General features: G+C 73.8%; 19 protein-coding genes. 15 read left to right on the forward strand and 4 right to left on the reverse strand.

The genetic code is table 11. From position 1 onward, the window contains the following. Nucleotides 1-16 precede the first annotated feature (16 nt). The 4 genes from ACFWZ2_RS11165 to ACFWZ2_RS11180 form a co-directional block, all read right to left on the reverse strand. Nucleotides 17-445 (reverse strand): PTS fructose transporter subunit IIA, encoded by a 429-nt coding sequence (locus ACFWZ2_RS11165; RefSeq protein ID WP_384544711.1) that lies wholly within the window; start codon nt 443-445, stop codon nt 17-19. Further along, the gene (gene dhaL, locus ACFWZ2_RS11170; RefSeq protein WP_384544713.1) at nt 438-1,064 is read right to left on the reverse strand and encodes a dihydroxyacetone kinase subunit DhaL; all 627 of its coding nucleotides are present in this window, start codon (nt 1,062-1,064) and stop codon (nt 438-440) included. The genes ACFWZ2_RS11165 and dhaL overlap by 8 nt, the downstream gene beginning before the upstream one ends. A 117-nt stretch (nt 1,065-1,181) precedes the next feature. After that, the gene (gene dhaK, locus ACFWZ2_RS11175; RefSeq protein ID WP_384544715.1) at nt 1,182-2,174 is read right to left on the reverse strand and encodes a dihydroxyacetone kinase subunit DhaK; all 993 of its coding nucleotides are present in this window, start codon (nt 2,172-2,174) and stop codon (nt 1,182-1,184) included. Between the two features lie 92 nt (nt 2,175-2,266). Then, on the reverse strand, nt 2,267-3,130 hold the full coding sequence (locus tag ACFWZ2_RS11180) for a universal stress protein (protein WP_384544717.1): 864 nt from the start codon (nt 3,128-3,130) through the stop codon (nt 2,267-2,269). A 169-nt stretch (nt 3,131-3,299) separates the two neighbouring features. Here ACFWZ2_RS11180 and ACFWZ2_RS11185 point away from each other — a divergent pair, with 169 nt between their 5' ends. From ACFWZ2_RS11185 to hypE, 15 genes are all read left to right on the forward strand, one after another. After that, entirely contained in the window at nt 3,300-3,800 is a 501-nt protein-coding gene (locus ACFWZ2_RS11185; protein ID WP_384544719.1) for a hydrogenase maturation protease, read from the forward strand. An 11-nt stretch (nt 3,801-3,811) separates the two neighbouring features. Next, nucleotides 3,812-6,178: a carbamoyltransferase HypF gene (gene hypF, locus ACFWZ2_RS11190; protein ID WP_384544721.1), complete on the forward strand. Its 2,367-nt coding sequence runs from the start codon at nt 3,812-3,814 to the stop codon at nt 6,176-6,178. A gap of 5 nt (nt 6,179-6,183) precedes the next feature. Further along, nucleotides 6,184-6,453 (forward strand): HypC/HybG/HupF family hydrogenase formation chaperone, encoded by a 270-nt coding sequence (locus ACFWZ2_RS11195; protein WP_384544723.1) that lies wholly within the window; start codon nt 6,184-6,186, stop codon nt 6,451-6,453. A gap of 111 nt (nt 6,454-6,564) precedes the next feature. Further along, nucleotides 6,565-9,324, forward strand: a complete 2,760-nt coding sequence (locus ACFWZ2_RS11200) for a GNAT family N-acetyltransferase (protein ID WP_384544726.1) — start codon at nt 6,565-6,567, stop codon at nt 9,322-9,324. A 33-nt stretch (nt 9,325-9,357) separates the two neighbouring features. After that, a complete protein-coding gene (locus tag ACFWZ2_RS11205; RefSeq protein WP_384544728.1) occupies nt 9,358-10,086 on the forward strand; it encodes a CBS domain-containing protein in 729 nt (242 codons plus the stop codon). Nucleotides 10,087-10,109: 23 nt separating this feature from the next. Further along, nucleotides 10,110-10,631, forward strand: a complete 522-nt coding sequence (locus ACFWZ2_RS11210; RefSeq protein WP_384544730.1) for a flavodoxin domain-containing protein — start codon at nt 10,110-10,112, stop codon at nt 10,629-10,631. Between the two features lie 4 nt (nt 10,632-10,635). After that, nucleotides 10,636-11,229 carry a hypothetical protein gene (locus tag ACFWZ2_RS11215; protein ID WP_384544732.1) on the forward strand — a complete coding sequence of 198 codons (594 nt, stop codon included), beginning with the start codon at nt 10,636-10,638 and terminating at the stop codon, nt 11,227-11,229. 567 nt (nt 11,230-11,796) lie between these two features. After that, complete coding sequence (locus tag ACFWZ2_RS11220) at nt 11,797-12,927, forward strand: 4Fe-4S dicluster domain-containing protein (RefSeq protein WP_384544734.1); 1,131 nt, start codon at nt 11,797-11,799, stop codon at nt 12,925-12,927. After that, nucleotides 12,924-13,388, forward strand: coding sequence for a Crp/Fnr family transcriptional regulator (locus ACFWZ2_RS11225; protein ID WP_384544736.1), 465 nt, complete (start codon nt 12,924-12,926; stop codon nt 13,386-13,388). The genes ACFWZ2_RS11220 and ACFWZ2_RS11225 overlap by 4 nt, the downstream gene beginning before the upstream one ends. Next, nucleotides 13,385-14,191, forward strand: coding sequence for an FAD/NAD(P)-binding protein (locus ACFWZ2_RS11230; protein WP_384544738.1), 807 nt, complete (start codon nt 13,385-13,387; stop codon nt 14,189-14,191). Before ACFWZ2_RS11225 ends, ACFWZ2_RS11230 begins: the two co-directional genes overlap by 4 nt. 1 nt (nt 14,192) lies before the next feature. Continuing rightward, entirely contained in the window at nt 14,193-14,948 is a 756-nt protein-coding gene (locus ACFWZ2_RS11235; RefSeq protein ID WP_384544740.1) for an oxidoreductase, read from the forward strand. Then, the gene (locus tag ACFWZ2_RS11240) at nt 14,945-16,279 is read left to right on the forward strand and encodes a Ni/Fe hydrogenase subunit alpha (RefSeq protein ID WP_384544742.1); all 1,335 of its coding nucleotides are present in this window, start codon (nt 14,945-14,947) and stop codon (nt 16,277-16,279) included. Before ACFWZ2_RS11235 ends, ACFWZ2_RS11240 begins: the two co-directional genes overlap by 4 nt. A 49-nt stretch (nt 16,280-16,328) precedes the next feature. Further along, nucleotides 16,329-16,952, forward strand: a complete 624-nt coding sequence (locus tag ACFWZ2_RS11245; RefSeq protein WP_384544868.1) for a CBS domain-containing protein — start codon at nt 16,329-16,331, stop codon at nt 16,950-16,952. Then, entirely contained in the window at nt 16,949-18,049 is a 1,101-nt protein-coding gene (hypD, locus tag ACFWZ2_RS11250) for a hydrogenase formation protein HypD (RefSeq protein ID WP_384544744.1), read from the forward strand. The genes ACFWZ2_RS11245 and hypD overlap by 4 nt, the downstream gene beginning before the upstream one ends. Continuing rightward, on the forward strand, nt 18,046-19,080 hold the full coding sequence (hypE, locus tag ACFWZ2_RS11255; RefSeq protein ID WP_384544746.1) for a hydrogenase expression/formation protein HypE: 1,035 nt from the start codon (nt 18,046-18,048) through the stop codon (nt 19,078-19,080). Before hypD ends, hypE begins: the two co-directional genes overlap by 4 nt. Nucleotides 19,081-19,175 lie beyond the last annotated feature (95 nt).

Consider the following 19,175-nt stretch of genomic DNA (forward strand, 5'->3'; position numbering starts at 1 on the left):
CGGGCCGCGGGGCGGCTCACACCTTTCGGTACGAGTACGCCTCCGCGGCCGCCGCCTCGACGGTGGCGAGGTCGGCGCCCGCCGACGCGGTGACCACGGCGGCGACCGCGCCCTCCACGAACGGGGCGTCCACCAGGCGTGCCCCGTCCGGGAGTTCGTCGCCCTCGGCGATCAGCGCCTTCACCGTGAGGACCGCGCTGCCGAGGTCGGTGAGGATCGCGACGCCCGCGCCGCGGTCCACCTCGGCCGCGGCCGCCGCGATCCGGTCCGCGCTCGTGCCGAGCCCGCCGTCGTCCGTGCCGCCCGCCGCGGCCACCGGGGCGGTGGTGCCGCCGCCCGCGAGACCCACCGCGAGGGCGGCGACCGCCTCGGCGACCGGGCCGCTGTGCGAGACGAGGACGATGCCGACCAGCTTCTCGTCCGTCGCGGTCGTGGGGTCAGTCACGGTGTGCCTCCGGTGCGTTGTCGCCCTCCGCCGTCTCGGCGAGTGCCTCGAAGAGCAGCGCCGACGACGTCGCGCCGGGGTCCTGGTGTCCGACGCTGCGCTCGCCCAGATAGCTCGCGCGGCCCTTGCGCGCCTGCAGCGGAGTCGTCGCGAGCGCGCCCTCGTGCGCGGCGGCCCGTGCGGCGGCGAAGGAATCGCCGAGCGCGTCGACGGCGGGGACCAGCGCGTCCAGCATCGTCTTGTCGCCGGGCGCGGCACCGCCGAGCGCGGCCACCGCGTCGACGCCGGTGCGCAGCGCGTCCGCGAACCGCGCCGCGTCGACCTCCGCGGCGTCGCCGAGCGCCTTGCCGGTGCGGCGCAGGAGCGTGCCGTACAGCGGCCCCGACGCGCCGCCCACCGTGGAGATCAACTGCCGCCCCGCCAGCATGAGGACGGCGCCCGGCGTGCCCGGCGCCTCCTTCTCCAGGACGGCCGCGACGGCGGTGAAGCCGCGCTGCAGATTGCTGCCGTGGTCGGCGTCGCCGATGGGCGAGTCCAGCTCCGTGAGCCGGTCCGCCTCACGGTCGACGGCCGCGGCGGTGGCCGTCATCCAGCGGCGGAAGAAGTCGGCGTCGAGCACAGCATCTCCTTGCGTTGTCCGGGAGTTCTGGGTGTTCCGGGTGTTCCGGGTGTTCCGGGTGTCTGTGTGTTCATGTCTTCACGTGCTGGTGTCGGTCTGCCCGTCTGCCGGGTGTTCTCACATGCCCCAGCGCAGCCCGGCCGTGCGGACCGGCGCGTCCCACAGGCGCAGTAGTTCCTCGTCGACCTGGCACAGCGTCACGGAGGCGCCCGCCATGTCCAGCGAGGTCACGTAGTTGCCGACGAGGGTGCGGGCGACCGGCACGCCGCGCTCCACGAGCACGCGCTGCACCTCGGCGTTGAAGCCGTACAGCTCGAGGAGCGGGGTGGCGCCCATGCCGTTGACGAGGACCAGGACCGGATTGCGGGGGTCGAGGTCTTCCAGGACGGCGTGCACGGCGAAGTCGGCGGTCTCGCGCGAGGTCATCATGGGGCGCCGCTCACGCCCCGGCTCGCCGTGGATGCCGATGCCCAACTCCAGTTCCCCCGCGGGCAGATCGAAGGTGGGGCTGCCCTTCGCCGGGGTGGTGCAGGCGCTGAGCGCGACACCGAAGCTCCGCGCGTTCTCGTTCACCTGCCGGGCGATCGCCTCGACCCGCTCCAGCGGCTGGCCCTCCTCGGCGGCGGCGCCCGCGAGCTTCTCCACGAAGAGGGTCGCGCCGGTGCCGCGCCGCCCGGCGGTGAAGAGGCTGTCGGTGACCGCGACGTCGTCGTTGACGAGCACCTTGGCGACCTGGATGCCCTCGTCCTCGGCGAGTTCGGCGGCCATGTCGAAGTTCAGCACGTCGCCCGTGTAGTTCTTCACGATGAACAGCACACCGGCCCCGCTGTCCACGGCGGCCGCGGCCCGCACCATCTGATCGGGCACGGGCGAGGTGAACACCTCACCGGGGCACGCCGCCGACAGCATCCCGGGACCCACGAACCCGCCGTGCAGCGGCTCGTGCCCCGATCCGCCGCCGGAGACGAGCGCGACCTTGCCTTCGACGGGGGCGTCCTTGCGTACGATCACGCGGTTCTCGACGTCGACCGCCAACTCGGGGTGCGCGGCCGCCATCCCGCGCAAGGCGTCGGCGACGACGGTCTCGGCCACATTGATCAGCATCTTCACGGGTACCTCCGATGAGATCGGCAGCTGGGCAGCTGGCTGGTCTTCAGAGGTCAGGTTAGATGCGGCGCGGGGCCGATCCCGGCAGTTCGCCCTCAAGCGTGCGGGACGACGGCCACCGGGCACTGCGCGTGGTGCAGCACCGCGTGGTTGACGGGGCCGAGCTGCATGCCGATGTGGCCCTTCCTGCGGCGGGCGCCGACCACGAGGAGGTCCGCGGTGCGGGCGAGGCCGAGGAGCACGGTGCGGGCATGGCCCTCGGCGGTCTCGCGGTGGACCGTGACCTCGGGGTGCGCGGCCGCCGCGTCCCGTACGGCCGCGTCGACCTGGGCCGCGGCGCGCTCCTGATGTTCTTCGTGGACCGTCGTGGGGAAGTCGGGGATCTCCCGCGCGGGGCAGCGCCAGGCGTGCACGGCGGTGAGGGAAGCGTTGCGTGCCTGCGCTTCGCGGAAGGCGAACTCCACGGCGGGGGCCGCCTCTTCGGGGTCGTCGATGCCGAGGGCCACGGTGCGGGGGCCGCCCGGCAGGTTCTCCTCGCGGCCGCGTACGACGATCACGGGTGCGGCGGCGTGTGCGGCGACGGACAGGCTGACGGAGCCGAGGAGCAGTTCGGCGAGTTCGCCGCGGCCCCGGCTGCCGACCACGACCGCCCCGGCCTCCGTGCTCAGCCGTACGAGCGCGAGGGCCGGATCCTCGGGGAGCACCTCGCTCGTCACTTTCACCGCGGTGGTGCGGCGCAGCGCACGCTCGACCGCCGCGGCCGCGATGTGGTCCGAAAGGACCTGTACGGACGACCGGTTGATGCCGAACGACGGTTCGTGGCCCTCGTACCACTCCCATCGCGACGCGTGGACGACACGCAGCGGCACACCGTGCACCACGGCCTCGTCCACCGCCCAGTCCAGGGCGCGCAGGCTCGGGTCCGAGCCGTCGACTCCGACGATCAAGGGCTTGTCCATGCTGCCACCGCCTCCCGGCACACCCCTGGCAGGGGCTCTGCTGCGGACCGTGGCACCGGACGGGCCGGACGGGGAGGGGCGAACCGGCCCCGGTGAGGGACGTTCGGCCCCTGTCGGGGCGGCCGCGGCGTCCGCACAGTGGCAGCACGGCCCGGCGGAAGGAGGCGCGATGCCGCCTCGGACACGTATCGCGGTGATCGGTGTCGGCAACGAGTTCCGGCGCGACGACGGCGTCGGCCCCGCGGTGGTCGCCCGGCTGCGCGAGCGGGCCGCCGCGAGGCCCTTGCCGCCGGGGACGGTCCTCGCCGTCTGCGACGGCGATCCCGCCCGGCTGATCGGCTCGTGGGAGGGCGCGGATCTCGCGGTGGTCGTGGACGCCGCGCACGCGCACCCCGGCCACCCGGGACGCGTGCACCGCCTGGCGTTCGACGCCGAAGTCCTGGAGCGGCCGCGGACCACGAGCTCGCACGGCCTCGGGCTCGGCGAGGCCGTCGAACTCGCCCGGGTCCTCGGCCGGTTGCCGGGCCGCCTTGTCGTGTACGCGGTGGAGGGCGCCGAGAGCACGCTGGGCACCGGGCTCTCGGCGGGCGTCGCGGAGGTGGTGGAGTCGCTGGCCGCGAGCGTCGAGGGCGAGATCGTGCGGCATCGCGACGCCGCCGCGCGCGGGTGAGGGGGGCGGCCGTGCCGGAGCGCAGCGCACTCCGCTTCGAGGTGTTCGGCACCGTGCAGGGGGTGGGCTTCCGCCCCTTCGTGCACCGGCTCGCGACCGGCCTCGGCCTGGACGGCTGGGCCGCGAACGCCGGAGGCCATGTGCGGGGCGAGGTCGCCGGACCGCCGTGTGCCGTCGAGGAGTTCACCGAGCGGCTGCGGACCGACGCTCCGGTCCTGGCACGGGTGCGGCAGGTGCGGGTGACGGCCGTACGCGGGCACTTCCCGCTGCCCGCGTCCGGCTTCGGCATCCGGCACAGCGAGGCCGCCCGTGCCAGGACCGGAGGACCCCGGGAGATACCGCCCGACGCCGCGATCTGCGCCGCCTGCCTGAGCGAACTCTGGGACCCGGCCGACCGCAGGTTCCGCCACCCGTTCATCAACTGCACCGACTGCGGCCCGCGCGCCACCGTCATCGACGACCTCCCGTACGACCGGATCCGCACCACGATGCGGAGCTTCCCGCTCTGCGCGGCCTGCGCCGCGGAGTACGACGACCCCACCGACCGGCGCTTCCACGCCGAACCCCTCGCCTGCCCCGACTGCGGGCCACGGCTCTCCTGGGACGAGCTGAGCGGTGAGGCCGCACTGCGCGCCGCGGTCAAGGCCGTGGAGAGCGGGGGCATCGTCGCGGTGAAGGGCGTCGGGGGCTATCAGCTGGTGTGCGACGCCACCGACCGGGCGGCGGTACGCGCACTGCGGGAGCGCAAGCACCGCCCGGCCAAGCCCTTCGCGGTCATGGTCCAGGACCTGGGCACCGTACGGGAGTTGGCGCGGATGTCGCGGACCGAGCGAGCTCTCCTGGAGTCGCCGGCGCGCCCCGTGGTGCTGCTCGCCGGGCGTGGGCCCGGTCTCGCGCCCGAGGTCGGTCCCGGCGTGCGCGGGGTCGGCCTGTTCCTGCCCACCACCGGGCTGCACCACCTCCTGCTCCGTGAACTGGCCCGCCCGCTCGTCGTCACCAGCGGCAACCTCGCCGACGAGCCGATCGCCACCGCCGACACGGAGGCCCGTCGCTCGCTGGCCACGGTCGCCGACGGATTCCTCGCGCACGACCGGCCGATCCGCGCCCGCTACGACGATTCGGTCGTACAGGCCGTGGGCCGCTCCGTGCTCACGGTCCGCAGGGCGCGCGGTCTCGCCCCGGCGCCGCTGCCCCTTGCGGTCGCCGCCCCCACACCGCTGGTCGCGGTCGGCGCCCAGCTCAAGCACACCTTCACCCTCGCGGACGGGCACGGCGCCCATCTCTCCCCGCACGGCGGCGACTTGGCGGACGCGGCCACGCTGGACGCCTTCACGCGCGCGTACGACGATCTCGTCCGGCTCACCGGCGTCACCCCGCGCGCCGTCGCGCACGATCTGCACCCCGGCTATCTCTCCACCCAGTGGGCGCGGGACCGGTCACTGCCCCGTATCCCCGTGCAGCACCACCACGCCCATGTGGCGGCGTGCGCGGCCGAGCACGGACTGCGCACCCCGTTCGTCGGGGTCGCCTACGACGGCTTGGGGCTCGGTGACGACGGGACGCTGTGGGGAGGGGAAGTGCTCGTCGCCGACCTGACCGGATACCGGCGGGCGGGCCGCTTCGCGACCGCGCCGCTGCCCGGCGGTGAGGCCGCCGTCCGGCACCCGTACCGGATGGCCCTCGGCTGTCTGCACGGCACCGAACTCCTGGGCGGCCCACGGCCGTACCCCTGGCTGACCAGGAGCTTCAACGAGCGGCTCGATCCGTCCGAGGCGGCCGTCGTGCGGTCCATGGTGGCCCGCGGCATCAACGCGCCGCGCGCCTCCAGCGCGGGACGGCTCTTCGACGCCGTGGCGAGCCTGCTCGGCCTCGTCGACTCCGTCAGTTACGAGGGAGAGGCCGCGGCGGCCCTGGAGACTGCGGCGGGCGCCGTGCGCGCGCTGCCCCTCGACCACCGCGTCGTACGGGTGGACGGGCTGTGGGTGTACGACCCAGGGCCGACCCTGATCGATCTGCTGCACCGGCAGCACAGCGGCGAGAGCGTTCCCGAGCTCGCCGCCGCCTTCCATCTGACCCTGGCCGCCGTGACCGCCGAACTGGTCGCGCACGCCGTCGCGGACGGCGCCCCGCGCACCGTCTGCCTCGGGGGAGGCTGCTTCGTCAACCGCAGGCTGCTCGCCGAGGTCGGCCGCCGACTGCGCGCACAAGGACTGCGGGTGCTGGTCCCCGAGGCCGTCCCGGTGGGCGACGGCGGCATCAGCTACGGGCAGGCCGCGGTCGCCGCCGCCCGGCTCGCGAAGGGCCTCGTGAAGGGCCTCGCGAAGGGCCTCGCGACGAACCCCGTGAAGAACCCCGCGAAGAACCTCGTGAAGGGGTGAGCGCGATGTGCCTCGGCATTCCCGGCCGGGTCCTGGAGATCAGGACGGACGCCGGTCTCCGCATGGCCACCGTCGACTTCGGCGGCGTACGACGCGACGCATGCCTCGCCTACACGCCGAAGGCCACCGTCGGCACGTACGTCATCGTGCACGTCGGATTCGCCATCACCGAGGTCGACGAGGCCGAGGCCGCGCGGACCCTGGGCGTGCTGCGCGCGATGGCGGGCGCCGTGGAGGCCGAACTCGGCGAACCGCTGCCCGGCCCCGGCGCATAGGGCCGGTCGGCCCCCGTCCGTGCCCGGGCAGCCCCTGGGACGGCGACCCGCACCGCCGGATCCTCGAAGGGTCGGCCTGCCGTCAGGAGGCCCGCGACCAGGAGGACCGAAATGACGTACGACGAGCGCAGTCGACCTCAGGTCCACGACGAGCCCAGCCGACCTCAGGTCCACGCCCTGCTCGCCGACGGGACGACCACCTGCGTCCGGGCCGCCAGGGCCGACGACCGTGCCCAACTGCGGGACTTCTACGAGGAGATGTCGCCGGAGAGCCTGCGGCTGCGGTTCTTCGCCGTGAGCCGCCGGTCCGCCGCGCAGGCCGCGGACCGGGCCTGCGACACCCTCCGCCCCGGACACCGCGCGCTGCTCGCCGAGACCAAGGGGCGGATCATCGGCCTCGCCGAGTACGAGCGGACCGACGAGACAGGCACCGCCGACATCTCCCTCGCCGTCGCGGAGGATCTCCATCACCGCGGCATCGGCACCCTGCTCCTCGAACACCTCGTGTCCGCCGCCAGGGCGGACGGCATCACCGCGTTCACGGCCGACGCGCTCGCCGAGAACCACGAAATCCTGACGGTCTTCGCCGACCTCGGACTGCGCGCCGCCCGCCGCTTCGACGGCCCCGAGGTGCGCTGCAGCATCCAACTGGACGAGGAAGAGGCGTACTTGACGGCGGTCGAGGCACGCGGCAGGACGGCGGATGTCGCCAGCCTCGAACCGCTGCTGCGGCCCGGCTCGATCGCCGTGATCGGGGCGGGCCGCAGGGCCGGTTCCGTGGGCCGCGCCGTCCTGCGCAATCTGCGCACGGGAGGCTTCACCCGGCAGCTCTTCGCCGTCAACCCGAGCGTGTCGTCGCTGATGAGCGTGCCCGCCTACCCGTCGGTCGCCGCGCTGCCCCAGGCCCCCGACCTCGCCGTGCTCGCGGTGCCCGCCCCGGCCCTGCCCGGCACCGCCGAGGAGTGCGGCAAGGCGGGCGTGCGCGCCCTGGTGGTCGTCACGGCCGGTCTGGACGGCGCACAGGCGGCCGAGCTGCTGGCCACCTGCCGGGCTTACGGAATGCGCCTGGTGGGCCCCAACTGCCTGGGCATCTCCAACACGGACAAGGCCCTGTCCCTCGACTCGACCTTCGCCGCCCGGCATCCGCGCCGCGGCACGGTCGGGGTCGCCGTGCAGTCCGGGGGAGTGGGGATCGCCCTGCTCGACGGGGTCGCCCGGCTCGGCCTCGGCGTCTCCAGCTTCGTCTCGCTCGGCGACAAGTACGACGTGAGCGGCAACGACCTGCTCCAGTGGTGGGAGTGCGACGGCGTCACGGACCTGGCCCTGCTGCACCTGGAGTCCTTCGGCAACCCGCGGGCCTTCTCGCGCACCGCGCGGCGGGTCTCCCGGCGCATGCCCGTCCTCACCGTCGACGCGGGCCGCACCGAGGCGGGCAGGCGGGCCGCCGCCTCGCACACCGCCGCGGCCGCCACCCGGACCATGACCCGGCAGGCCCTGTTCACCCAGGCGGGCATCACGGCCGCCAGCACGATCGGTGAACTCCTGGAAACCGCGGCCCTGTTGCACGCACAGCCCGCGCCCGCCGGACACCGCGTCGCTCTCGTCACCAACGCGGGCGGCGCGGGCGTCCTCGCGGCCGACGCGTGCGCCGAGGCGGGACTCGTCCTGCCGCCGCTCCCTGCCGGCCTCGTGGACGACCTGCTCGCCGTGCTGCCCCCGGGCGCCTCGGCCGCCAACCCGGTCGACGCCACCGCCGCCGTCACCGAGGAGCAGCTCAAGAAGGGGGTGGACCTGCTCATGCGGCACGGCGGCACCGACGCCGTCCTCGTGGTCCTCGTCCCCACCGCGGTCGCCGCGGCGACCGGCGACGATCTCGTGCGGGCCGTCACCCATCCCCAAGCTCTCGGCTCCGCTCGAGCAGGGGAGACCCCACTCGCCGGTCGTCGTTCCCGAACGGTCGCCGCGGTCCGCCTCGAACAAGCGCTGCCCGTACGGCTGTTGCCGACCACGGACGGCGGCGCCGTGCCCTCCTACGCCGACCCGCGCGCGGCCGCCCGCGCCCTGGCCCACGCCGTCCGCCGCGCCCAGTGGCTCGCCCGGCCGCCCGGCACCGTCCCCGACCTCGCGGGGGTGGAGACCCGGCGCGCCCGTGCCATGGCCGAGAGCTGGCTCGCCGCGCACCCCGAAGGCGGCTGGCTCGACCCGCGCGCCTGCGCCGAACTCCTCTCCTGCTACGACATACCGCAGCTGCCCTGGGCCTGGGCCGAGACGGAGGACGAGGCCGCCGGCGCCGCCGAACGACTGCGCGGCCCCGACGGCAGGGTCGTACTGAAGGCCCACTGGCCGGGCCTGCGGCACAAGAGTGAACAGCGCGCCCTGCACCTCGACCTGTACGGGGACAGCCAAGTACGGGCCGCCTTCCGGGACTTCGAGACCCGGTTCGCGGGGCGGCTCACCGGAGTGGTGGTCCAGCCGCTCGCCGCGCGCGGCACCGAACTGTTCGCGGGCGTCGTCCAGGACGACGTCTTCGGCCCGCTCGTCCTGTTCGGGCTCGGCGGCACGGCCACCGAACTCCTCGCCGACCATGCGGCGCGCCTCGCCCCGCTCACCGACCTCGACGTGCACGCCCTGATCACCGCGCCGCGCTGTGCCCCGCTGCTCTTCGGACACGGCGGCAGCGGCCCCGTCGACCTCGAAGGACTCGAGCAACTGCTGCACCGGCTGTCCCGGATGGCCTGCGATCTGCCCCAGCTCGCCGAGGCCGACCTCAATCCCGTCCTGGCACGGCCGGGCGGCACCACGGCACTCGACGTGCGCGTACGGCTGTTGCCGCGGGCCGCCCACGACCCGTATCTGCGCCGACTGCGCTGAGGACGAGGCACTGATGCTGAGGAGGAGGCACTGATGAGGCACAGCAAGATCGGCTCGGTGATGACCGGCGAGGTCGTCAGCGCGCACTACGGCACGCCCTTCAAAGAGGTGGCCCGGCGCCTTTCCGAGCACCGCATCAGCGGGCTGCCCGTGATCGACGCCGACGACAAGGTGGTCGGGGTGATCTCCGAGACGGACCTGCTGGTGCGCGAGGCGCGCGCCCCCGACCCGGACCGGCCACGACGCTTCCGGTGGCCCCTGCCGGGCAGCGCCGCACGGAAGTCCCGGGGGAAGGCCACGGCGCGCACGGCGGGCCAGTTGATGTCCACGCCGCCCGTCTGCGTGCACGCCGACAACACCATCGCCGAAGGCGCCCGGTGCATGGCCCGGCACAAGGTGGAACGGCTGCCCGTCGTCGACGACGAGGACCGCCTGGTCGGCATCGTCACCCGGCGCGACCTGCTCCAGGTCTTCCTGCGCGCCGACGACGAGATCCGCCGCGAGGTGATCGAACAGGTCCTCGTGCGCGCCCTGTGGCTGGCACCGCAGACCCTCGGCATCGAGGTGCGGGACGGCGTGGTGATCCTCGAAGGGCAGCTGGAACGACGCAGCGACGTACCCGTCGCGCTGCACATGACGCGTGAGATCGACGGCGTCGTCGCGGTCGTCGACAAGCTCACCTACCACGTGGACGACTCCCGCCTGCGGCCGACCGACCAGGCGCTGCGCGGCGTCGCCGACGACTGGCTGCGCAAACTCTGAGAGCTGAGAGGGGACGGATCGCCATGACCCTCAAGGTGCTCGTCGCCTACGCGACGAAGAACCGGTCCACGGCGGACATCGCCCGCACCATCGCGGACGTCCTGCGCGACGAGGGCCTGGAGGCCGAGCTGCGTCCGGCGTCCGACGTCGGGGATGTCCGGGCGTACGACGCGGTGGTGCTCGGCAGCGCGCTGTACGCGGGCCGCTGGCACAAGGACGCGCGCCGGTTCGTCCGGCGCGGCGGCCGGGCGCTGGCCAAGCGGCCGGTGTGGCTGTTCAGCAGCGGCCCCCTCGACGCGTCGGCGGGAGAGCGGGACCTCCCGCCGGTGCCCGCAGCCCGCCGTGCCCTCATCCGGCTCGACGCCCGGGAGCACATCACCTTCGGCGGCTGCCTGCGGGACGACGCGGAGGGCCGCATCGCCCGCATGATCGTCAAGTCCGGGAAGGGCGGCGACCACCGGGACTTCGGGCAGATAGCCGCCTGGGCACGGCGCATCGGCGGCACGCTGCGGGCCGAGGCGGCTCTGCAGCCGGAGGAGCGCTGATGCGATGAGCGCCCCGGCAGGGCCCCGCCACCGGGCCACGGGGTGGCGGTGGCGGAGGAATCCGCTGCGCCGCCGCTGCGATGTGGTCGAGGCGTGGACCGTGGGTCTGCTGGGGGCCGCGATGCTGTTCGTCGCGCCCCTGGCCGGGGCGTTCGCCGGGTCCTTCGCGTACGACGCCGTGCACGCGAAGGCCGCACGGCAACGGGCCGAAGGCCACGCCGTGCGGGCCACGCTCGTCGAGGACGCCCCTCCGGCCGACGGAGTCGGCGCCCGGACGCTCCAGCCGGTCGAGGTGCGCTGGACCGACCGCGGCGGTACCGCGCACACGGCCCGTGCCGAGGTCGCGGCGGGCACCCCGGCGGGCAGCCGGACCGACCTCTGGCTCGACGCCCACGGCAGGGTCACCGCTGCCCCGGCGGCCGAAGACGTCCAATGGGGCACCGCGATCGCCGTGGGCGGCGCGGCGACCTGCGTGGTCTGGGCGCTCGCCGGGAGCACCTGGACCGCCGTGTGCGCCGTGGCCCACCGCCGCCGGATGGCCGAGTGGACGCGGGCGTGGGAGCGGACGGAACCGCGGTGGACGGGCAGCCAGCCGTGAAACGGGGCGGTGTGGAGCGGCGGTGTGGTCTGAATTGGGCCGTGTGGAACGGAGGTTGAGCCTCAATCGGGCCGTGTGGAGTGGCGGTCGGGTCTGAAGTGGAGCGGCGGTCGGGCCGCAAGCGGGCTGTGTGGAGCGGCAGCCAGCCCTGAAACGGGGCCGCGTGGAGTGGCGGTCGGGTCTGAAGTGGACTGCGTGGACCGGTGGTAGGGCCTCAAGTGGGCTGTGTGGAGCGGCGGTCGGGTCTGAAGCGGGCCGCGTGGAGCGGCGGTCGGGTCTGAAGTGGACCGCGTGGACCGGTGGTAGGGCCTCAAGCGAGCTGTGTGGAGCGGCGGTCGGGTCTGAATCGGACCGCGTGGAGCGGTGGTCGGGCCTCAAGCGGGCTGTGTCGACCGGCAGTCGGGGCTGACGTGGACCGGTGGTTGGGCCTCAAGCGGGCCGTGTGGAGTGGCGGTCGGGGTTGAACCGGGACCGGACGGGCCCGAATAGGGCCGCTCGGCCCCTGCCCCGTGTCTGGTCCTGCTTCGAGTCTGGTGAGGAGGGACCACGACGTGGGGGAGGGCGGACATGACGAGCACCGGTGGAGCCGCGGCGGTCCTGGACAGGGACGGCCTGGGCGCCCTCGTCGCGGAGTTGAGGGCCGACGGCCGTACCGTCGTGGGACCCACCGTGCGCGACGGTGCGATCGTCCTCGCCGCACTCGACTCGGCCGACCGGCTCCCGTACGGCTGGGGCGTGGAGCTGGAGGCGGGGCGCTACCGTCTGCGGCGCCGTGCGGACGGGGCCGCGTTCGCGCACTCCGCGGGTCCGCAGTCCTGGAAGTCCTTCCTCCACCCGCAGCGCGAGCGGCTGTGGAGCGCGGACCGCGCGCCCGACGGGACGGTGGTCATGGGCACCGGGACCCAGGACCGGCCGGCGTACGCCTTCCTCGGAGTCCGCCCCTGCGACCTGCGAGCCATCGCGGTCCAGGACCGGGTGCTGAGGGGCGGCCGGTACAAGGACGGCGGCTATCAGGAAAGACGGAGGGGAGCCTTCCTGATAGCCGCTGAGTGCACCGAGCCGGGCGCCACCTGCTTCTGCGTGTCGATGGGCGGCGGCCCCGGAGCCGACGCGGGCTTCGATCTCGCGCTCACCGAGGTCGTCGACGACGCGGGGCACCGCTTCTTCGTCCGCGTCGGCAGCGAGGCGGGCGCCGAACTCCTCGCCAGGCTCCCGCACCGGGGCGCCGACGACGGCACGCGAAACGCGGCCGCCGCCGCGGTCTGCGAGGCCGCCGACAGGATGGGCCGGGCCATGCCGCCGGTGAGCCTGCGGCAGCTGATGGGTGCCAGCCTGGCGGCCGAGCGCTGGGACGACGTGGCCTCGCGCTGCCTGACCTGCGGCAACTGCACCATGGTCTGCCCGACCTGCTTCTGCACCACCACCGAGGAGGTCACCGACCTCACCGGCGACCACGCGGAGCGCTGGCAGCGCTGGGACTCCTGCTTCGACCTGGACTTCTCCTACGTCCACGGCGGACCCGTGCGCTCCTCGACCCGCAGCCGCTACCGGCAGTGGCTCACCCACAAACTCGGCACCTGGCACGACCAGTTCGACAGCTCCGGCTGTGTGGGCTGCGGCCGCTGCATCGTCTGGTGCCCCGTCGGCATCGACATCACCGAAGAGGTCGAGGCCCTGAGAGAGGAGTCGGAACGATGAGCAACACCACGACCATGCTGAGCGCCCTGCCGGCCGAGCACCGCGAGCGGCTGATGCGCATCGCCCGACAGGTGTCCTTCCCGGCGGGGACGCGGCTCTTCGAGGAGGGCGGGCGCGCCGACCGGTTCTGGATCATCCGCACCGGCTCCGTCGTCCTGGACATGCACGTCCCCGGCCGCCGCTCGCCCGCCATCGAGACGCTCGGCCACGGCGAACTGGTCGGCTGGTCCTGGCTGTTCCCGCCGTACGTCTGGCAGCTGGGCGCCGTGGCGCAGAGCCCCGTGCGCGCCGACGAGTACGACGCCCTCGCGGTCCGGCTGATGTGCGAGGACGACGCGGCCCTCGGCGCGGTCGTCGGCCAGTGGGTCGGCCGCGTGCTCGCCCACCGGCTGCAGGCGGCGAGGACCCGGCTCCTCGACCTCTACGCCCCCTACGGCAGCGGAAGCGGCCTACGGGGATGACCGCCGTACCCGTCCCCTACCGGGTCGTCGCCCGCTGGGCGGAGACCCCGGACACGGCCACCCTGCGTCTCGAACCGGTCGGGGAGCCGCTGCCCGTCTTCGTGCCGGGGCAGTTCGCGATGGTGTGGGCGTTCGGCAGGGGCGAGATCCCGCTCTCGGTGAGCGCCATCCCCACCACGGGAGGCCTCGCGCACACGGTGCGCCGCGTCGGCGCGGTCTCCGAGGGAGTGTACGGCGCCGGGGTCGGCGACGTGCTCGGACTGCGCGGCCCCTACGGCACCGGCTGGGACCTGGAAAAGGCCATCGGGCAGGACCTGTTGGTGGTCGCGGGCGGCATCGGTCTCGCGCCCCTGCGTCCGCTGATCCGTGACGCGGAGGCCGATCCGAAACCGTACGGCCGACTGAACCTGCTCATCGGCGCGCGCACCCCCGCCGACCTGATGGCGAAGGTCGAGACCCGCCGCTGGCGGACGGCGTACACGGGCGTGACCGTCGACCGGCCCGACCATCGCTGGACGGGGCACATCGGCGTGGTCACCACGCTCCTGAACGAGGCCCGGTTCACGCCGGACGACACCACGGCGTTCCTCTGCGGCCCCGAGCCGATGATCAGGGCGACGGCCCGGGACCTGCTCCACCGGGGCGTGCCCGGCGGCCGCGTCCGGGTCTCCCTGGAACGCAACATGCGCTGCGCGACCGGGCATTGCGGGCACTGCCAGCTCGGCCCGTTGCTCCTGTGCAGGGACGGCCCTGTCGTCACCTGGGACCAGGCCGAACCGCTTCTCCACGTACGGGAGTTGTGAGATGAGCCCTCCGACGCTGGCCGTGTTCAAGCTCGCCTCCTGCGACGGCTGCCAGCTCACCCTGCTCGACTGCGAGGACGAACTCCTCGCGCTGGCCGGGCAGATGGAGATCGCGCACTTCCTGGAGGCGTCCAGCGCGAGCGTTCCCGGGCCGTACGACCTGTCCCTGGTCGAGGGTTCCGTCACCACGCCCGCCGACGCCGGGCGCGTCCACGCGATCCGCGCCGCATCCCGCCGCCTGGTGACGATCGGCGCCTGCGCGACGGCGGGCGGCATCCAGGCGCTGCGGAACTTCGCCGACGTCGAGGAGTTCACCCGAACCGTCTACGCGCGCCCCGACCACATCGACACGCTCGCCACCTCCACCCCCGTCTCGGCCCATGTGGACGTCGACTTCGAGCTGCGCGGCTGCCCCGTCGACCGCCGCCAGCTCCTCGAAGTCATCACCGCGTACCTGGCGGGCCGCAAGCCGGACATCCCGAACAACAGCGTGTGCTTCGCGTGCAAGCGCCGCGGCACCGTCTGCGTCACCGTCGCCCACGGCACCCCCTGCCTCGGCCCGGTCACCCACGCCGGATGCGGGGCGATCTGCCCGGCGTACGGACGCGGCTGCTACGGCTGTTTCGGCCCGTCCGCAACGGTGAACCTGCCCGCGCTGATCCCGGTGCTGCACCGCGACGGCATGGACGCACGCGACACGGAACGCTTCCTGCACACCTTCAACACCGCGGCGTTCGAAGAGGAGTCGCATCGATGACGCACCGCGGCTCGCGCGTCCTGCACGTCGGCTCCCTCTCCCGGGTCGAGGGCGAGGGAGCGCTGCACCTGAGCGTCCACGACGGGACCGTCACCGACGCACGGCTGCGGATCTACGAGCCGCCGCGCTTCTTCGAGGCGTTCCTGCGCGGCAGGTCGTACACCGAACCGCCGGACATCACGGCGCGGGTGTGCGGCATCTGCCCGGTCGCCTACCAGATGAGCGCCTGTGCCGCGATCGAGGACGCCTGCGGGATCACCGTCGACCCGGCCCTGCGCGCCCTGCGGCGGCTTCTGTACTGCGGCGAATGGATCGAGAGCCAGACCCTGCACATCCACCTCCTGCACGCCCCCGACTTCCTCGGCTGCGACAGCGCCGTCGAACTGGCCCGCACCGCACGCGACCACGTCGAACGGGGCCTGCGCCTGAAGCAGACCGGCAACGCGATCCTCGAACTCCTCGGCGGCCGCGCCATCCACCCCGTCAACGTCCGCGTCGGAGGCTTCCACCGCACGCCGACGGCGGCCGAACTCGCGCCGCTGGCCGCTCTGTTGGAGCGCGCCCTGGACGACGCGCGGCAGACCGTCGCGTGGGTGTCCGGGTTCGACTTCCCCGACGCCGAGACCGACGCCGACCTGTTCGCGCTGGCGGAACCGGGAACGTACGCCATCGAATCCGGTACCCCCGCCGTCCTGCGCGCCGGAAGCGGCACACTGAGCACCTTCCCGCTCCACACCTTCCTCGACCGCGTGCACGAGGAACATCTGCCGCACTCCACCGCCCTGCACTCCACCCTCGACGGACGCCGCCACCTCACCGGCCCGCTGGCCCGGTTCGCCGTCAGCGGCCGCTGGCTCTCGCGCACGGCGGTGGAGGCCGCCCGCGCGGCCGGGCTGGGTGATCCGTACGAAGGGGTGGTGTGCCGCAATCCGTACCGGTCGATCCTCGTCCGGGCCGTGGAAGTCGTGTACGCGGTCGACGAGGCGCTGCGGATCATCGACGCCTACGAACCGCCGCGGCACCCGTACACCGACGTCCCCGCCGTCGCGGGCACCGGCCACGGCGCGACGGAGGCCCCGCGCGGACTCCTCTACCACCGCTATCTCCTGGACGCGGCGGGCACCGTCACCGACGCCCGCCTGGTGCCGCCGACCGCGCAGAACCAGGGCGCGATCGAGGACGACCTGCGGCGCACCGCACAGGATGCGATGGCCCACGACGCCGTCGCCGACGAGGAGTTGACGCGCCTGTGCGAGCGCGCCATCCGCAACCACGACCCGTGCATCTCCTGCGCCACGCACTTCCTCGACCTGACCATCGACCGCATCTGACCCCCGGGAGGACGCCGTGCTCCACTCCCCGCGCACCGTGAGCGACGTGATGACCCACACCGTCATCGCCGTGGGCCGCGAGGCCCCCTTCAAGGAGATCGTCGCTCTGATGGGCCAGTGGAAGGTCAGCGCGCTGCCCGTCCTCGCGGGCGAGGGCCGGGTGATCGGCGTGGTCTCCGAGGCGGACCTGCTGCCCAAGGAGGAGTTCCGCGACAGCGACCCCTCGCACTTCGACGAGCTGCGCCGCCTGCTCGACCTGGCGAAGGCGGGCGGGGTGACCGCGGGTGAGGTGATGAGCGCCCCCGCCGTCACCGTCCACCCGGACGCCACCCTCCCGCAGGCCGCGCGCATCATGGCCAGGCGGCACGTCAAGCGGCTCCCGGTGACCGACGTCCACGGGCTGCTGCAGGGCGTGGTCAGCCGCAGCGACCTGCTCAAGGTGTTCCTGCGCACCGACGGGGAACTCGCCGAGGAGGTGACCCGCACCGTGACCGCCGTCCTCTTCCCGGACGGCGGCGTCACCGTGGCGGTCGAGAGCGGCGTGGTCACGCTCGGCGGAACGATCCGCGACAAGAGCCTCCTGCCGCTCGTCGTCCGGCTCACCCGCGCCGTCGAAGGGGTCGTCGACGTACGCTTCGACCTCGCAGGACCCGGCCAGGCGCCGCCCCGATGAAGTACCTCGACGAGTACCGCGATCCCGCGTCGGCCCGGCGGTTGCTGGTGGAGCTGCGCCGCATCGCGACACGCCCCTGGCGCATCATGGAGGTGTGCGGAGGCCAGACGCACACCCTGGTCCGCCAGGGGATCGACGAACTGCTCCCCGCGGGCATCCGCATGATCCACGGGCCCGGCTGCCCGGTCTGCGTCACACCGCTGGAGACCCTGGACCGGGCCATGGCCATCGCCGTCCGCCCCGGTGTGATCCTCACCAGCTTCGGCGACATGCTGCGCGTCCCCGGCAGCACCACCGACCTGCTGGCGCTGCGGGCCCGCGGCGCGGACGTGCGGGTGATCTACTCGCCGATGGACGCGGTCCGCACCGCCGAGGAGAATCCCGACCGTCAAGTCGTGTTCCTCGCCGTCGGGTTCGAGACCACCGCGCCCGCCAACGCGATGACCGTCCTGCACGCCGCACGCCTCGGCCTCACCAATTTCTCGCTCCTGGTCAGCCACGTCCTCGTGCCGCCCGCCATGACCGCCCTCCTGGAAGACCCGGAGTGCGAGGTCGAGGCGTTCCTCGCCGCGGGGCACGTGTGCGCGGTCATGGGATGGACGCAGTACGAGCCGATCGCCGCGCGCCACGAGGTGCCCGTCGTCGTCACCGGCTTCGAGCCGCTCGATCTGCTCGAGGGCATCCTCATGGCGGTCACCCAGCTGGAAGAGGGCAGGCACGACGTCGAGAACCAGTACGCGCGCGCCGTGCGCCGCACGGGCAACACCGAGGCGCGGGACGTCCTCGGCCGCGTCTTCCGGATCACCGACCGGGCCTGGCGGGGGATCGGCACGCTGCCCGCCAGCGGCCTCGAACTCGCCCCGGAATACGCTGCGTTCGACGCCGCCCGCCGCTTCGACGTGACCGGGCTGCGCCCCCGGGAGGACTCCGAGTGCATCGCGGGCGACATCCTCACCGGCGCCCGGCTGCCCACCGACTGCCGTGCCTACGGCGGCCGTTGCACGCCCCGCACCCCGCTCGGCGCGCCCATGGTGTCCAGCGAGGGCACCTGCGCCGCCTTCCACGCCGCCGGACGAACCAGGAGCGCACGCGCATGAACCTCGACTGCCCCCTCCCGTACGGCGAGGCCGAACTCGTCCAGCTGGGCCACGGCGCGGGCGGCAGGCTCACCGCCGAGCTGCTCGACAGGATCGTCCTGCCCGCGCTCGGCGGAGCGCCGGACGGCCCGCTCGAAGACGCCGCCCTCCTGCCGGGAGCGGCCGAACTCGTCCTCTCCACCGACTCGTTCGTGGTCAGCCCGCTGACCTTCCCCGGCGGGGACATCGGCTCCCTCGCCGTCCACGGAACGGTCAACGACCTGGCCATGCGCGGAGCCGTACCGCTCGCCCTCACCCTGGCCGTGATCGCCGAGGAAGGACTCCCGCTGACGGAACTGCGCTCCGTCCTGGAGTCCGCGGGCAAGGCGGCGCACCAGGCGGGCGTCCCCGTCGTCACCGGCGACACGAAGGTCGTCGGACGCGGCGCCGCCGACCGGCTCTTCCTCAACACGACCGGCGTCGGCCGCCGCATCCCCGGCCTGACCCCCTCCGCGGCCGCGGCCCGCCCCGGCGACGCGGTCCTGCTCTCCGCCCCCATCGGCCTGCACGGAACCGCGGTCCTCTCCACCCGCGAAGGACTCGGCTTCGCCACCGACATCGCCTCCGACACCCGCCCCCTGCACCGCCTCGTCCAGGCCCTCGCCCCGCTCGGCGGCGCGGTCCACACCCTGCGCGACCCCACCCGATGCGGCCTCGCCGCCTCCCTGAACGAGATCGCGGCCGCCTCGGGGGTCGGCGTGGAGATCGAGGAGAGTGCCGTACCGGTTCCGCAGGCGGTGGCCGCCGCGTGCGACCTGCTCGGCCTCGACCCGCTGGCCGTCGCCAACGAAGGCTGCCTGGTCGCCTTCGTCGAGGCCGACAGGGCCGACGAAGCGCTCACCGCGCTGCGCACGTACCCAGAAGGGGCCGGGGCCGTCCGTATCGGCCGCTGCACGGCAGGCCCTCCGGGCCGGGTCGAGCTGCGCACGCTGATCGGTGCGCGCAGGGTCGTGGACCTGCCGCTCGGCGAGCAACTCCCGCGCATCTGCTGAGAGCTGGCAGCAGGGAGCCGGGAAGAGGAGGCGGGGCGGGGGCGAATCGGGCCCACTCGGCCCTGGTGTTCCGCCCAGCGCACCGGACACGATCA

It is taken from the genome of Streptomyces sp. NPDC059002 (genome assembly GCF_042740435.1).
Classification (GTDB): domain Bacteria; phylum Actinomycetota; class Actinomycetes; order Streptomycetales; family Streptomycetaceae; genus Streptomyces.